General features: G+C 59.7%; 17 protein-coding genes. 1 reads left to right on the top strand and 16 read right to left on the bottom strand.

Annotation, left to right across the window (positions count from 1 at the left end):
* Positions 1-100 precede the first annotated feature (100 nt).
* The 10 genes from FDY98_RS25840 to FDY98_RS25795 form a co-directional block, all read right to left on the bottom strand.
* A complete protein-coding gene (locus FDY98_RS25840) occupies positions 101-1,048 on the bottom strand; it encodes a recombination-associated protein RdgC (RefSeq protein WP_155706474.1) in 948 nt (315 codons plus the stop codon).
* 107 nt (positions 1,049-1,155) lie between these two features.
* Positions 1,156-1,413 (bottom strand): hypothetical protein, encoded by a 258-nt coding sequence (locus tag FDY98_RS25835; RefSeq protein ID WP_155706473.1) that lies wholly within the window; start codon positions 1,411-1,413, stop codon positions 1,156-1,158.
* 33 nt (positions 1,414-1,446) lie between these two features.
* A complete protein-coding gene (locus FDY98_RS25830) occupies positions 1,447-1,812 on the bottom strand; it encodes a hypothetical protein (protein ID WP_155706472.1) in 366 nt (121 codons plus the stop codon).
* The gene (locus FDY98_RS25825; RefSeq protein WP_155706471.1) at positions 1,809-2,258 is read right to left on the bottom strand and encodes a hypothetical protein; all 450 of its coding nucleotides are present in this window, start codon (positions 2,256-2,258) and stop codon (positions 1,809-1,811) included. Before FDY98_RS25825 ends, FDY98_RS25830 begins: the two co-directional genes overlap by 4 nt.
* Entirely contained in the window at positions 2,255-2,641 is a 387-nt protein-coding gene (locus FDY98_RS25820; RefSeq protein WP_155706470.1) for a hypothetical protein, read from the bottom strand. Before FDY98_RS25820 ends, FDY98_RS25825 begins: the two co-directional genes overlap by 4 nt.
* A gap of 70 nt (positions 2,642-2,711) precedes the next feature.
* Positions 2,712-3,530 (bottom strand): thioredoxin fold domain-containing protein, encoded by an 819-nt coding sequence (locus tag FDY98_RS25815; RefSeq protein ID WP_155706469.1) that lies wholly within the window; start codon positions 3,528-3,530, stop codon positions 2,712-2,714.
* 93 nt (positions 3,531-3,623) lie between these two features.
* Positions 3,624-4,193 carry a hypothetical protein gene (locus FDY98_RS25810; RefSeq protein ID WP_155706468.1) on the bottom strand — a complete coding sequence of 190 codons (570 nt, stop codon included), beginning with the start codon at positions 4,191-4,193 and terminating at the stop codon, positions 3,624-3,626.
* Between the two features lie 65 nt (positions 4,194-4,258).
* A complete protein-coding gene (locus tag FDY98_RS25805; RefSeq protein WP_155706467.1) occupies positions 4,259-4,606 on the bottom strand; it encodes a single-stranded DNA-binding protein in 348 nt (115 codons plus the stop codon).
* A gap of 134 nt (positions 4,607-4,740) precedes the next feature.
* Positions 4,741-5,100, bottom strand: coding sequence for a hypothetical protein (locus FDY98_RS25800; protein WP_155706466.1), 360 nt, complete (start codon positions 5,098-5,100; stop codon positions 4,741-4,743).
* Positions 5,057-5,200: a hypothetical protein gene (locus FDY98_RS25795; protein WP_155706465.1), complete on the bottom strand. Its 144-nt coding sequence runs from the start codon at positions 5,198-5,200 to the stop codon at positions 5,057-5,059. Before FDY98_RS25795 ends, FDY98_RS25800 begins: the two co-directional genes overlap by 44 nt.
* 223 nt (positions 5,201-5,423) lie before the next feature.
* Between FDY98_RS25795 and FDY98_RS25790 the strand changes: the two genes are divergently transcribed.
* Complete coding sequence (locus tag FDY98_RS25790; RefSeq protein WP_155706464.1) at positions 5,424-5,768, top strand: flagellar transcriptional regulator FlhD; 345 nt, start codon at positions 5,424-5,426, stop codon at positions 5,766-5,768.
* Here the strand turns inward: FDY98_RS25790 and FDY98_RS25785 are convergent.
* The 6 genes from FDY98_RS25785 to FDY98_RS25760 all read right to left on the bottom strand — a co-directional run bounded on the left by FDY98_RS25785 (position 5,751) and on the right by FDY98_RS25760 (position 13,893).
* A complete protein-coding gene (locus tag FDY98_RS25785; protein WP_155706463.1) occupies positions 5,751-6,986 on the bottom strand; it encodes a hypothetical protein in 1,236 nt (411 codons plus the stop codon). The genes FDY98_RS25790 and FDY98_RS25785 overlap by 18 nt on opposite strands.
* Before the next feature lie 231 nt (positions 6,987-7,217).
* On the bottom strand, positions 7,218-7,457 hold the full coding sequence (locus FDY98_RS25780; protein WP_155706462.1) for a hypothetical protein: 240 nt from the start codon (positions 7,455-7,457) through the stop codon (positions 7,218-7,220).
* Positions 7,458-7,593: 136 nt separating this feature from the next.
* Positions 7,594-8,151 (bottom strand): hypothetical protein, encoded by a 558-nt coding sequence (locus FDY98_RS25775; RefSeq protein ID WP_155706461.1) that lies wholly within the window; start codon positions 8,149-8,151, stop codon positions 7,594-7,596.
* 415 nt (positions 8,152-8,566) lie between these two features.
* Positions 8,567-9,157: a DUF6927 domain-containing protein gene (locus FDY98_RS25770; RefSeq protein ID WP_155706460.1), complete on the bottom strand. Its 591-nt coding sequence runs from the start codon at positions 9,155-9,157 to the stop codon at positions 8,567-8,569.
* A 147-nt stretch (positions 9,158-9,304) separates the two neighbouring features.
* Positions 9,305-11,986 (bottom strand): DEAD/DEAH box helicase, encoded by a 2,682-nt coding sequence (locus tag FDY98_RS25765; protein WP_155706459.1) that lies wholly within the window; start codon positions 11,984-11,986, stop codon positions 9,305-9,307.
* On the bottom strand, positions 11,983-13,893 hold the full coding sequence (locus FDY98_RS25760) for a site-specific DNA-methyltransferase (protein WP_155706458.1): 1,911 nt from the start codon (positions 13,891-13,893) through the stop codon (positions 11,983-11,985). The genes FDY98_RS25765 and FDY98_RS25760 overlap by 4 nt, the downstream gene beginning before the upstream one ends.
* Between the last annotated feature and the right edge of the window lie 39 nt (positions 13,894-13,932).

The following is a 13,932-nucleotide window of genomic DNA, read 5'->3' as shown; positions in this document are numbered from 1 at the left end:
TGCTATACCACATATAATGATGCGGCAAGCTACAAAAAGCGATGCTACAGGCGCAAAAAAAGGCCCTATTTCGGGCCTTGGCCGCTTGGCTGAGAGGGCGTCAGGCGGCGTCTTGGTGCGTGTCGGCCGCGTCTTCAGTGATGGGTTCGCTGGCGGCAGGCAGGGCTTCCCCGCCTAGAATTGCCACCAGCTGCTCGATCACCTCGAACAGTAGAGGAACCTGGAGGTGGGCATCCGCGTCGAATTGGGCCGCTTGGTCATCGGCATCCTCTACCGTCTCTAGCAGTGCTGAGTCAAAGTCGAGCTTCTTGAGAGAGAGGTCATCTTGCAGGGTGAAGCTGAGCTGATCGGACTTGGTGAGCGCGAGGGAGGCGCACACCCGGCCACTCTCGAGGTGGTGCTTGATCTCATCGCAGTCGAGATCCACTTGGGCAGCCCTGATCACACCATCATCACCCGCTGAGGCCACCAGCTGGCAGGACTCTCCCAGCTCCCAGCCTTCAGCGCGATCGCCTGGCTGGCGCAGCCAGGCCGTCATCACCTGGCTCGCCCGCGTTTGCGTGGCCAGAGGGGTCACCTTCAGGGAGCCCAGAGTGAGACGTAGCAGGTCCAGGGCCTCCTCAGCCTTCTTCCGGCTCCCCGAGTCGACCAGCACCCACTGACGCCGTGTATCGATCACGATCCAAAGCTGCTTGGTGCGCTTCGGGGCATTGGGTAGCAGCTCCTCGTAGACTTGCTCCTTGAGCAGCTGCTTCTCGCGTTTGCGTAGCACCACACCGGTCTCTCGCTCTTGTGTCGCTGCACGCTCTTCCACCTCCTCCTTGACCGCGGCCGGCGGTAGCAGCCGCTCTTGACGCCTGCAGCACAACATCAGGAACTGGCCAAGTACAACGTGAACGAGCTGGTCACCGCACACGTGCGACCACCCTACTCTCTTCACCTCCAAGGGTGAGCAAGGCCGGAAGGTCTGCTTATCGAGCAGCGAGGCGAGATCAGTGGCGGAAGGAAACGCGGAGTGGGCTCGGTAGAGTATGGCGTTGGTAAACATGAGGGCACCTATGGATGGGGGTCATCGATAGGTAGGGGGAAGGCTGCCATTAGGAAAGCCACCCCTTTTAGATAACGGTATAACTCCTCCTCCCCACCGGCGTCCCGTCAGTGCGAACGTGAGGCACCTGGCGCCACGCCCAGGGCCTCACGGAGGAAGGTATTGGCCGCTCGCCGTCCTGCGTTATCGCGCTGGCGCTCAGGGGTGCCTTGAGCCGCCGCCGCCCAACATGAGGCATAGGCGGCAAGAACCGGCCGTGTATCTCCCACGCCGCCCTGTCGCAGGCACTCCAGGATGTAGCGCTCGTCCTCCCTGGTGAGGGGGAGATCAGAAAGCGGTGAGAGGTCGATGGATTCATGGATCATATTATAACTATACTGGACGACGAATTATAGGCATCAGTGCTCGCGCCCGCCTCCCCCAAGATGCACCCAGCTGCCGGAAGCCGGCATGTCGGCCTGGATCGATTTGCGGGCCGGGTCGCCAAAATTCACCACGCCATGGACGGCCTCCTCAAAGCGCCAGCGGCCATCGACTAGGGGTGCCAAGCTGACCCTTGCCAGGCCGGCGGGGAGCTTCACGGTGAAGCAATGCTGGTGTAGATCATCAATGTCCTCGAGGGCATCCAGGTCGATCTCATCGATCTGGTCCGTGGCCACCGCAAAGACCCGATAGCGCCCATCGAGCCCCAGTTGCTCCTGGGCCACATGGGTGAGCGCTTCTCCGTAAGCCTCCTGAGCCGGCTCATGCTGTGCGTCCATCACCGGCCACCCTCCCCTGCCCCTGCCACCTTCCGCGCTCTCGTATCCGTCACAAGGCAAAGGCGGCGACCATCGACCCACACCTCGCGGAAAATCCCCTCTGGCGTGAAGACGCCTACTCGGACATCCAGCGGTTCCTCGAAGTAGGCGGACGAGGGGGATTGGGAGTCATCAAAAAACGGCTCATCGCGGATCACCATTACCACCGCCGTCTGCTGTGCCAGCGGGGCCATCTTGTTCTTCATGCCCCACTTCCACGTCACCCTGTCCTTAACGGCAAACCGCTTCACAGAGGGCTCTTCATTGAGTAGGTCACGGGCCAGGGCCAGCGTAGCCTGGGTGACGGCAGGGCTGTCGGCTTCCACCGGCTCGGCGGCGGCAGGCTGGCTGCTGCGACCTCCGATCCACTTGAAAAGTGACGACGCCCAGCTCTGTTTGTCTTGTGTCATGCCTTATTTCCTGGGTTTTTGCGCGAGATGCCTACGGCGACGGCCACTCCGAGCAGCGTCCAGGCCGCCAACAGGGTGAAGCCGAGGTGAATGAAGGCCCCATAAGGTGGGCCGACCTTTACCGCCACAAACAGCGTGGCGCCAAAGGCGATGAACCACCTCAACCAGTATTCGGCCGCCTGGCTCGCGACCCAGCGAGCCTGCTCGAGGGTCAGTTGATGGCGAAGCCAGCGCCAGGGGTAGATCGTGCTCTCCTTCCGGCCGCGGCTCACCTGCAGGGGCTGGCGCGGGAACACCCGGTTCACCTCGAACTGGGGAAAGAAGAACTCAACCGTGCGCCGCACGCTGCCTACTGGCGGGCTGTCAGGCTGTAGCTGTGACATAAGGCTCTCCTAGTGAAGCGCCCGGCCACCTCTCTCGAGGCTGGCTGGGCGCTGGCAACATGGCACGATGTTACAGGCTACGGATCTGCTCGGCAGTCAGCGCCCCCCGGCGGATGCGCGGGGTGCCATCCTCGTCTTGATAGATGGTGGTCGGGGTCGAAGTGATGCCGGCCTGGCGCACGATCTGGCTGTTCTGCGACACGATCTCCATGGCACCCGGCGTGCTGGTCAGGTCAGAGACGCCACCGCCCTTCAGCGCTTCCATCAGCGCCAGCGGGTCATCCGAGTCGACAATGCTGGCCGCCTCGATCAACGACTGTTCACCGAGATAACCCACCGGCACCCAGCGGATCGTGACCTCCTCCAGCACCTCCCGGGACGCATCGTGCATGCGGGTGCAGAACGGGCATTGGGTGTCGTACACCACATACAACACCTTGTCGCCGGTGCCCTCCTCGGCATAGAACGGGACGCTCTCCATCAGCTCAAAGCCATTGGCCTCCTCTTCAGCACTGAAGCCGCTGCCACCTGCCGCCTGAGGCTGCTGGCCGGGCATCTGCATCTGGGGCAAGCCGCCCATGTGCTCCTCGATGTGCTGCTGGGTGATGTTCATGCCCCCCTCGCCAAGGATCATGCCGATGAAGGCGTGACGGCCATCCTCGGTGGTGTAGAGCACGTTGGTGTCCGTCTCGACGCTGACGACATAGCCATTGATGCCCTCGATGCCGGTCTCGAACTGCTTATCCACCGTCGCGTCGGGGATGCCCAGGTCGGCGATCGCCTTCGGCAGCGCGATGTCGCCGGCATCCTGCTGCTGGGCGTGAACGGCGCCAGCCATCAGGGAAGAGGCCAGGGTAACGGCAGTGGCGATCAGAGTGGTGCGCTTCATGTTGGCTCCTTGAGCTTCTGTTGGCGCCAGCCTCGTGGCTGGCGTGATACTGCCATGCAGCCGGATGGCCACATGTCGATTTCAATCGCTGCGTCAGGGCAGCAGCTCCTCAATATCCGCTTGTCCGCGGGTCTCCAGTCGTGTCCGGGCGTCTTGGTTGGCACGACTGACAAGCTCTCGAGCCTCCTCGTAAAGGCTCGAGGCGCTGTAGTTGGTATCGGCTGGCCGATCAATCGAGGTCTCGATGGTCGGGGCATCGGTGGGCAGCCCGAGGTCACGCAGCACAGAGTCAGTGATGTCGGGCAGATTGCCGTCCAGGACAGCAGCCTGCCTGACGATCACCACGGCACCCCCGGCCGCCTCCTCAATAGCGGGCCTCACGCCACGATCCACCCGCGCCAGCGTAGATACGGCCGCATCGCTTTCTTGCGAGGTTCCCAGCAGCTCGCTTGCCGCTGCCCGGCGGGCATTGACGTACTTCGCGGTGTCGAAGGTGACAACCTGCGGCGTCTGCTCAGCAGCGGCCTTCCACGGCAAACTGACCGGCAGCATCGTCACGGCGAAGGCGATGGCGCCGAGCACGCCGCCCGCCAGCGGGAGCACCTGGGCCAGGCGGTGAGCTGGCGCGGGGGAGGAGGTGGTTTCCTGATCTGTGTCGCTCATGGAATGCCCTTCGTTTACGCATGAAAAAGCCCCAAGGCATGCCAAGGGGCTGTGGAATCAACAAGTCAGAACGGAATTTCTCCGTCTTGGTCGTCATCATTACCGTTGCCGTTACCAGCCGAACGGGGGTCACGCATGATGCGGCACACATCAACCATCAGGTTGGTGTAGACCGTACCGTTATCCGCCTTGCGCATGGACAACTGACCTTCGACAAACACGAGCTGGCCCCGCATCAGTCGATCCTTCATCACCTCGGCGAACCGGCCGCCAAGAATGCAGTTCAGCCACATGGGCTCGTCAGTAGACTTCTTGGCCATGTTGACGCCGAAACGGACGTAGGTTTTGCCGTTACCGTTCTGGCGCACTTCTGGCTGACCGATATGGCCGATCTGGAAAGTCTTACCGTGCATGATCTAACTCCTCTCTCTCATTCCCACCGATATGGGTCTCGATGGGAGATAGGGGCGACACTGACACTAACGGCCGTGGCGGGCGGCAGGGCATGAAAAAGCCCCCTGACTCAATGAGTCGAGGAGGCTGGGAATCACCGCGAAGGGTGACGTGCGACCTTGGCGCGTGGCTGCAGGAAGCGCCACTGGGCAAGGTTGGACAGGAACGTGCTTTGGAAGAAGCGCTTGGTGAAGCTCACCACGAACGTGTCCTGTTCCTGAATAGCCTGGAGGGTGTCCTGGCGATGCAGGTTCGGGTCGGGGCGCCGCACCTGGATGACGGTGCCATCCTCAGTGGAGAAGGCGAACCCATCCAACTCATTCAGCGCGAACACCTCGAAGGCGACGTTGCCATCTTCGCCAATCGCCGCGATCTCTCGCGGTGTCGGCTGGCGCCAGCTGCGGCCAGCTTCACGGGGGCACAAAACGCCCGCCGTGTTGCGGGTCCGCGGCAAACGCCAGCTCGTCGGGCTGGAGCGCATTCATGTCTAGCCCGCCGAACTCACGGCCGAAGGCCAGGGCATCCTCTTGGTTCACGATCAGCTCGATATTCATTGCTCTCTCCTCTCATTCCTGCGGGCGCAGGTCTCATGAGGAGATAGGGGGCGGTCTGCCATACGGGATGCTCCGGCGCAGCCCAGGTTTTGTTTCGCATGCGGAACAAATCGTGCGGTTTGTGAGACGCATCCGCGCCGGTAGGATGTGCCCCTTGGGAAGCGCCGCTGACGGGGCGAGGAGGTCCGCTGGCGCCGAAGTGACTGGAGACGAGGGCCAGCCCATGGATAGCCACGAAAAACTGCTGCAGGAGCTTCAGGAGCTGAACCTCGCCTTGCTGCTCCACATCCGGCGCCAGCTAGAGGACGGCTGCCCACCAGAGACCCTGCACCTCAGTCCTGACATGGCCACGCTGCTGGTCGAGACGCCAGCCGAACAGCTGGTCCGGCTGTGCCGCATCAATCAGGCCCTCTTCATCCCAACTGTCGAGGTGTTGCATGAGGCGATCGAGCGCCAGACACCGCGGGCCAGCGTGAAGGGCCAACTGCTCTACGAGGGCTCGGAAGAAGAAAAAACCCCAAGGCTCGTAGAGCGCAAGGGGGTAGGTGAATCAAGCAGGCTGGACTGAGCAGCGCGTCACGACGGTCTGCGGAATCCCGCGGTACTCGCCGTGTTCCTTCACACGCCCCTTCAGCTTCACCTTGGTCTCCTCGATCGCCTTGCCAGTCTTCCAGACCAGCTGACGGCCATCGGTGTCGCAGAAGATGTGCTTCCACATCAGCCCCCACCTCGTCTCCGAGGAGAAGGACCGCTTGCGTTCGCACACCAGCTCCAGGCGTTCACCCGGGTCGCCGGCATAGCCCAGGGCCAGAAGCCCCTCCAAGCCAGCCGTCTGCTCCTTGTAGCGGTCGTAGGCGGTGATGGCTGCAGTCATCACCCCGACACCGCGCCTGAGGCCTACCATGTCGAAGCGGGCATGATGCACGATCATCGTCTCGAACTCGGAGTGCTCGGCTTTCGCCGGCAGCACCTCCCGAGCCCAGGCGATAACGGCATCCGCTTTCGCGACATCCTCAGACTCAAACGCCGCCATACCCTTGCGGCGCATCACGCTTGAGCGCGTCATCTCACCGACGATCTCAGCGGTGGCCAGATCCCCGGTTTCCTCGGCTCGCGTTCGCGAGACGAATCCCCGCTTGCGGATCTGCATGGCTGCGGCGCACATGAGCCAGCGAAGGTCGACCACCGGCTCAGGCGGCCTGCCACCCTGCACACCCCCGTCCTCATCGATCTCCTCGATCATGTTGATCACCGAGAACAGGATCTGAGCACGCCGGAGCATGGACTCGCCTCCCTGGCGGCCAAGGAAGTCCTTGAGGCATGTCTTGCCCACCTCCAGGATCTTGCCGGTCGCCATTTCCTCCAGGAGGAACAGCCAACGACGCTCACGCGGTTGATGGCAGTGGTCGCAGTGCCCTGTTGCCTCGCCCGACCGGTACGGTTCGGGAAGACGATCATAGGCCCATGCCAGGGGGGTGACTCTGACAGCTTCAGCCGCTGCCATGTCGATCCTGGCGATCAGCCGGTAGCCATCGATCTGCGGTGGCTCACCGGTGATGCGCACCTTCACTGCTCGGATCGTTTCCTCGCGGTGATAGCCGATCTTGTCCTCGAGGTCGAGGATCTGCCGCGTCCAAGGCTTCACAGCCTCTTCAAGCACTTCGATGTTGAACGGCTCCATGCCGAGCTTAGCTGCCTTGCGATCCAGCGCCTCCACCTTTGCCTTGAGAGCCGGCAGGTGGCACTTCGGAATCCAGCAGGTGGTGTTGCTGATCTGGGTCATCATGTCGCTCTCTCCTCTCTCATTCCTGCGGGTGCAGGTCTCAATGAGAGGTAGGGCATGAATTGACACTGGGCGGGCTCAGGTGGCAGCAATCGGCATCGGTGGGGATGTTGCAGAGGTGCCCCGTGCTGGCGCCCAAGGCACCGGTGGGGATATTGCAGAGGTCTGGAGAGAGAAAGCCCCATGCTGAGATCAGCGATGGGGCCGGGGAAGGTAGCAGAACGGCGAGAGAGGTCAGGCTCTATCACGCCGCCGGAAGATCACGATCGCCCAGAGGGCGGGAGCCGCTGAGATGATGATCCACCCCTGGACGCCGGGCCAATCAATCGTGCCTGAGACGCCTGGGTGCAGGCTGGCAAGCATGGCCACTACCGTCATCAGGGCAGCTACAGTCAGGCCATAGAGAGATCCCCAGGCCACGCCACGTAGCGCTGCAGTGGTGATGCAGTCAAAGCGGTTGATGCGAGATGCCATATCACGTTCCTCTCTCATGCCCGCGGGATTGCAGGCCTCACCGATAGATAGGGCGGGGAGTGACAGAGGCGCAGACGCTCGTAGCGCCGGTGGGGATGTTGCAGAGCTGGCGGCAGGGCGCCGCCAGCTGGCCAGATCACTTCTTGACGATGAACAGCTGAGGCTCGCCCTTCTCAAAGACCATCGGCGGTGTGCCGTGCTTCCGGCTGGGGGCCAGGTAGGCGAAGAACCACTCCGGCATCCGTGCCGAAATCTGAGCGGCTAGGAGGGGTCGCAGCGTAGCGGCCTCGTCTGGCACGCTCAGCACAAACCGGGGATAGCGGGTCTTGTGGTTCGCGGCAAAGGCGTGAACCTGACCCTCGCCACCGATCGCCAGTGGCGCCTGGGTAGGGGAGCCCGACCGAATCGGGATCTGCAAGGTCGCCAGACACATATCCCGGAACCTCTCTACCTCCTCCCGGGCGGGACAGCCGATCTCGGGGTTAATCAGGTACATGCCGACACCCTCCCGGCCGTTCGTCTGGAACCGTAGCCGCGGATCGTCACCAGGGTTATCACGGTAGGGCTCAAGTGCCAGGGCATCGCTGGCGCCAGCCAAGGCCTCGAGGTACAGCGCCAGCACCAACTCTACTGCCTCGCCGCGGGTCTCAGCCTCCTCGGCCGGCACAAAGAAAAAGGCACTGCTCCGCTCCATCGTCCCGGGGGCGCCAGCAGCGCATTCGCCAGCCCAAGGCCAATCGCCCCGCCGGACGACAAGCCCAGTCCGTGCGAGCTGCTGAGCGCCAGAGAGGCGCCAAAAGCATCGGAGACCGTGGATGTGGCCACGGCATACTCATCCGCCGACACGGCTCGGTCCCTGGCCTGATAGAGCCCACCCGCTCTGGCCAGGTTGTAGGCGCGGCTATTGCTCTCGCTGTAGCTGATGTCCCCCGTGGGCCTGTCCAGTGACGCACACCCGCTGAGTAGCGCTGCTGAGGCGAGCGCGGCGGCCAGCAGTCGTGATTTCATGAGCCATCTCCAGTTCCGTGAGTCGGATTTATCGGCGCCAATACCGCTGGCCTTGAACGGAAAAAGCCCCATGCCAGGAAAGGCAGAGGGGGCTTGAATGGTTATGCGAGCAGTTCAGCATCGTTGAGATGCTGAGGGGTCAGCCGAACATAGCTGGCCGACCCTTCGGGTCTGAAGACGTTACGCCGCCGAGGCAGCTCCACCTTGGTGAACGTATCCGCCTCAAGACCACCAACGAACCGTACTGTATACGGTAGCTTGATGCGATCGCCCGGTTTGAGCCGCGGACGCTTCTTCTTCGCCTCAGCATGCTGAAGGCACCGATCTCGCCACGCCTGAGCCCATCCTCCCGACATCTCCGAAAAGATGCCCATGCGGATCAGCTCCTCAGTCGGCGTCAGCAGCAACAGGATGCCGATAGGACACTGGGACTCATTCGGCCCCATGCTCTCGTCCATCGACTTGTAGCAGAACTCACCCTGCATGCTGCTGGTCTTGACGACTGCCCCGAGGGTGAAGATCACCGGTGGCTCGTCATCCGAGTCACCTCGCTTGGTGATCCTGACCGCGGCGTAGTAGGTCGAGCCCACGAAGGTCGACTTCAGCACGATATGGGAGCCATCCGCGCTGGAGTAGTTGTCGTCCAGGTAGGCTTTTTTGTCGGCCGGCATCGGAATGCACAGTGTTCCCATGGTCTTTCTCCTCTCTCATACCTGCTGGATTGCAGGCCTCGATAGGAGATAGGGAGGGCAGTGACGCCAAAAAGTGGGGGTGTTTCGCATGCGAAACACCCCCACTGCCTCACTCAGCGCAAAGATCAGGTCTCGCAGCTTCACTTTTTAAGGTGCAGTCCGCTGCAATGCCTCCCGCAGTGCTTCTAAATCATCCAGGTCTAATGGCTCACCCACGCTCCCCTCCTCCGTCACGATGCAGTAACGCCCGCCATCGCGTGTTAGAAACAGCACTTTGCCGTAGTGCTCCGGCGTATGACGGGCTTTTCGACTGGCGTCCTTGAGGTCGTGCTTGGTTTCGACCAATCGTTGAATTGGATCGGCACCATCGACGTGAGAAAGGCACACTACAAAGTCGGGATAGAAGAAGTTGCGATGTTCGCCCCGCACCAGGCGAACGGAATAGGGTTTCTTATCTGGATTACGAAACCACCATGCCACGAAGCTGGCTCGGTCCAGGGCCTGGGCGAAACGCAGCTCATCGGGGTTGAGAGCAAACGTGCTGTCAAAGCGTCCAGTGCGCACCATTGCACCGCTCTCCCCCATGCGCCACTGTTTGTCTTGCAGTAGTTCGCGATCTTCCAGCAGTGTGGACTGCTCCAACCCCAGCAGATCATCTTTTGTTGGGGGTAATATTCCGTAGAGATTCTTGCTTGAGGGTGGCAAAGCAACGGCTGTTGGAAACAGCATCATGTCTGGCAATGGTGCAGCGTCTAGCGTGTCTGCTTGAGAAGCGATTTCCTCGTGCAACGCCTCCTCGATCTGAGTGATATGGGCGCGGATTAGCCAACAGGCAGCCGTTCGCGCCATTCGCCGCAATTCCTTGTCCTCCACCATGCTGTCTGCGTCTTCCAAAGCCTCGCTGAGTCTCGGGGTGATCCGGCTTGCCATAAGCTCGATGAGAATACGGCGATCCGCCTCCTCAAACTGCGGTAGCCGCTTCATGGCGGCATTGGCTTCGGCGGCAATCCGATTGCGGTCGATGATGATGCTCACTTTGCCATCAACCACTGTGCGACGGGTCAGTTCGGTACGCCGCTCGGTTTCCTGCAACTTCCCTCGGACGGCCAGCAACGCATTGCGCTGGTGGCTCTCTTGCAGCACAAGGCGTATCGCTATACGCCGAACAATGGCTTCCATGTCCAGGGCATCAGGCCGGCGCTCCCGTTTCAGAGCATTCGGTACGCTCTGCATGTCCTGGCGCAAAGGGTAGAGCGTTATCCCACGTGCTTTCATGGTCCCTTCCCACTCGTCACGTGACGCTGCACTCTCCGGGCGAGGTCGAGCTTCCTTCTGCTCGATAGGCGCCAGCTCATCAAGCTCATCCAGCTCGCCATCAAGGAACAGGGATGATGTTTCACCCCCCGTCGGCTCTGGGCCAGGCCGGTTGACATCACTCTCTTGATCTTGTGGCTGGCGCACCGTCCCCTGCGGTAGTGGCAGTCGCGGAGTCAGCGGCGGCTGGCTTGTCGGCTGGTTGGTATAGGTCGTGGCGCCAGACCGGGTAGTCCGCACGCTCATTTTTTCGACTTGGCCTTCCAGCTGGGTCTGCACGGCATCGGTCAACTGCACCGCTTGCTGGAATCCTTGTTGCGCAGCGGCGTTGGCCAGGTAAACGTAAGCGGTGTTGAGTTCTGCAGGTATGTCCTTGTAATGGGTGTAGCTGGCGCGGACTTGCCTGGATACGCGCATCACTCGACCAATGAACTGCATCGCAAAGTCACTATCATTGACCGTTTTGGTGGATGCCAGCACAAACGCACGAGGCGCATCGAAGCCGGTGCCCGCCGACTGTTTAAAAATGAGCACTTCCTTGGTGGTGTCGTTGGCGATGGCATCCATCAGTTGCGGGTCTGGCTTATCCGCCGAGTGTTTGCCTATGGCCTGGGGCGGAATCTTGCACAACTCAATTAGATCGCGCTCCGCCTGATCGATGGCGTCGGGGCCATTTTCCACTTGCACCAGCAATAGTGGCGACAGCGGAATGCCCGCGTTGGAAAGCGCCAGCTTGATCGCCTTATTGCGAAGCCACGCCTGACGTAACACGGTTCGCTTGAGGTCAGCGACGGTCGCCGTGGATTCGCGAAGATCGTAGACAACAGCCTCTATGTACGCCTTGTTCAAACGTGCCTTTACCACATCTTCCCGGCTGACATTGAACGACTCAAAGCTACTCATCTGGGCACTAGCCAGGAACTGTGTAATTCTGTCGCTCTTTGGAGTCGCAGTGGCCAACATCAAATATTGCGGATTAAGCCATGCCACGAACTTCCCAAACTCCGTTGCGTGGTCGAGCGCAATATGGGCTTCATCCACCACCACGCCCAGCTGTAGATTGTTCGCCCGTGCCAATGCCACAAACTCGGCGGCAGTACGATCTTGTTCGCCGCCGTTGGCGTGATAATTCAACTTTCGCCAGGCCGCACGTGACACTCCCTGGGTGGTCGAGATGAGCACTTGCCCAGCGCCAGGATCTTGGTTGAGGCCATTGCTAAAAAGCACAGGCGACAGGTCGCCAGCATTGGAAATCACTGCATCCAGTGTTTGGTTGACCAAATTGACAAAGGGCACGAACCAGAGCCATACGACGCTTTGCTCATTACTGACATTTCCCAGAACCTTGGTCAGCATGAATGTTTTACCGGAACCGGTGGGAGCCCTCAGTAAACAAGGCGGTGGTTGTGTCTGTAACAGCTTGGCTGTCATCCCTTCGATAAGCCCTTGCTGAAACACCTCAGGAACAAGGGTAAATCCTTGTGGTGTGCTGACATCGAGCAGCATGGAGGTCATTGGGCCACCTCCGCATCCAGGGGCGAGGTGGTTGCAATATCTCTCTGACGTGCCATTTGACCCCAACGCAATGCATCTTCCAGTGAATACGCTGCAACTTCGATGCCGGAAGTATCACACACCTCCTGTAGCCGCTCGGGCCGATCAGTGTAGACAACCAAGCGACTGGCTCCAAGATCAGATAAGGATGCAATCGAATCATCAGTCAATGCTGGGCATACCACAATGGCGGCATGTTCATCGATCACCACTGGCCATGCCGGCTGACTCATGTCTGGCTGTCGGATTCTGCCAGTCTCCCGAATGCAAAGGATGGCGTAGGCATGTTCGGGAGTAGCATCAAACAGAAGATCGGCCTCCTCCAACAACGTCAGCGTCAGATAGGCAAAATCGCCTCCCAGGCCCTCGGTTTTGCCATACCCGTTGATAACGCGGCGAATGCGCTCGGCGCACACATCGCGGCACAGATTTTTGGCCGGCTCCTTCGGCGTTGCCTCGGTGCTCGAACACAAAATGAAGTTTCGATTTCCGCCATCCTCCGCATTCAGCGCCAGCACGGCATGGCCCGTGGTTCCAGAACCAGCGAAAAAGTCCAGAACCGTATCTCCAGGTCGAGCTGTCTGGGTAAGAAGGTTCTTAATCAGAGAGATAGGCTTCGGGAATGGGAACGCATTGAAGCCCATAACTTCGTTCACTGAATGCTCACCAGTCCCGCTACGCTGGGAAACCAAGCCAATAGTAAACTCATCCAGAGCCTCAACCTCACTTGCCCCTCGTATCCAGCTGGACAATGGGCGCACTTCACTTTGCAGATCGATTACGTGTCTCTTGAACCAGGGCCTCCCAAATCCAACTGGCTTTCCTACCCAGAAATCAAGATCAGGGAGGCTTTCGGTAAGAAGTGGCGTTTTTGTCTTGGGGCGTATAGGAACGTCATTTCGCTTGATTGCGTCAAGGAGCTCTTCCTTGGTATCCCACACTTCTACTCTCTCTGAAGCAGGGTCGGGAAAAATAACCTTTTCCTCGCGAATATACTGCTCCATTGTTTTAGCTCGGAGCTTTGAGGTATCTTTAACTATATTCTCTGATGCAAAAGCCCAAACACGGCTTGGGTTACATGGATACCAGACGCCTGTTGCGGGATTCTGGATCGGATAATATCCATTCCTCCGCTCAAGATAGGTATGCGATTTAGTTAAATCTCCAGTCTTCCAAGGGCCACGAGGATCGTCATCAGGGTTTTTGTACTGTGATAAGTCCTTATACTCACCAGAGAAGGCAAAAGACTGATTTGCGTAAACCAAAACATGTTCGTGGTCGTTAGATAGTCGAGCGCCTGTCTCATCATTAGAACCGGAGCGAGTCTTCCACACAAAACTGCCAACCCTCCTTCCCGGCATCACCTCATCCATCATCAACTCAAGACGTGACCTGTTATCGTCGTTAATGCAGATCATGATCACCCCATCAGGAGTTAGTAGGTCACGCGCCAAAACCATGCGCTGGTACATGAACTCAAGCCAGGTTGAGTGCTTCCAGCGGTCGTCCTTTTTCATGTAGCTGTCGTTATAGACCCAATCCTTATTGCCGGTGTTGTATGGAGGGTCAATCAGGATCACCCGTATCTTGCCTGCATGGGTGGCCTTGAGCATGCGCAGAGAGTCGAAATTGTCTCCCTCGATGATGAAATTGCCGCTGGCTCCAGCGTCATCTAGCAAGGACTGGTCTGCCACTAACTCAGGGAAAACCATGTTCTCGTTAAGAGCAGCATCACGTTCGATAAGGTCAGCCTCCCACACAAGTCCTAATTTCTTGCGGGTAAGCTCTTGGACCAGATAGCGCTTCATCTCCTGGGGCGTAAGCGTTTCCAGCCGCGCCAGAAGATCGGATGTGGTCTGCTTGCTCATGGTCGCTCCCTTATCGTATGCCTTCGCCGCGCTGCTCTG

This window comes from Halomonas sp. PA16-9 (assembly GCF_009728585.1).
GTDB lineage: Bacteria > Pseudomonadota > Gammaproteobacteria > Pseudomonadales > Halomonadaceae > Vreelandella > Vreelandella titanicae.
This window is presented reverse-complemented; position numbering and strand designations above follow the sequence as displayed.

Bases quoted from the DNA above. Each gene is read 5' to 3' on its own strand.
- FDY98_RS25770 (WP_155706460.1), bottom strand. From the start codon at position 9,157: ATGGGAACACTGTGCATTCCGATGCCGGCCGACAAAAAAGCCTACCTG.
- FDY98_RS25810 (WP_155706468.1), bottom strand. From the start codon at position 4,193: ATGAGCGACACAGATCAGGAAACCACCTCCTCCCCCGCGCCAGCTCAC.
- FDY98_RS25840 (WP_155706474.1), bottom strand. From the start codon at position 1,048: ATGTTTACCAACGCCATACTCTACCGAGCCCACTCCGCGTTTCCTTCC.
- FDY98_RS25835 (WP_155706473.1), bottom strand. From the start codon at position 1,413: ATGATCCATGAATCCATCGACCTCTCACCGCTTTCTGATCTCCCCCTC.
- FDY98_RS25815 (WP_155706469.1), bottom strand. From the start codon at position 3,530: ATGAAGCGCACCACTCTGATCGCCACTGCCGTTACCCTGGCCTCTTCC.
- FDY98_RS25765 (WP_155706459.1), bottom strand. From the start codon at position 11,986: ATGACCTCCATGCTGCTCGATGTCAGCACACCACAAGGATTTACCCTT.
- FDY98_RS25795 (WP_155706465.1), bottom strand. From the start codon at position 5,200: ATGAATATCGAGCTGATCGTGAACCAAGAGGATGCCCTGGCCTTCGGC.
- FDY98_RS25785 (WP_155706463.1), bottom strand. From the start codon at position 6,986: ATGATGACCCAGATCAGCAACACCACCTGCTGGATTCCGAAGTGCCAC.
- FDY98_RS25790 (WP_155706464.1), top strand. From the start codon at position 5,424: ATGGATAGCCACGAAAAACTGCTGCAGGAGCTTCAGGAGCTGAACCTC.
- FDY98_RS25820 (WP_155706470.1), bottom strand. From the start codon at position 2,641: ATGTCACAGCTACAGCCTGACAGCCCGCCAGTAGGCAGCGTGCGGCGC.
- FDY98_RS25780 (WP_155706462.1), bottom strand. From the start codon at position 7,457: ATGGCATCTCGCATCAACCGCTTTGACTGCATCACCACTGCAGCGCTA.
- FDY98_RS25775 (WP_155706461.1), bottom strand. From the start codon at position 8,151: ATGGAGCGGAGCAGTGCCTTTTTCTTTGTGCCGGCCGAGGAGGCTGAG.
- FDY98_RS25805 (WP_155706467.1), bottom strand. From the start codon at position 4,606: ATGCACGGTAAGACTTTCCAGATCGGCCATATCGGTCAGCCAGAAGTG.
- FDY98_RS25825 (WP_155706471.1), bottom strand. From the start codon at position 2,258: ATGACACAAGACAAACAGAGCTGGGCGTCGTCACTTTTCAAGTGGATC.
- FDY98_RS25760 (WP_155706458.1), bottom strand. From the start codon at position 13,893: ATGAGCAAGCAGACCACATCCGATCTTCTGGCGCGGCTGGAAACGCTT.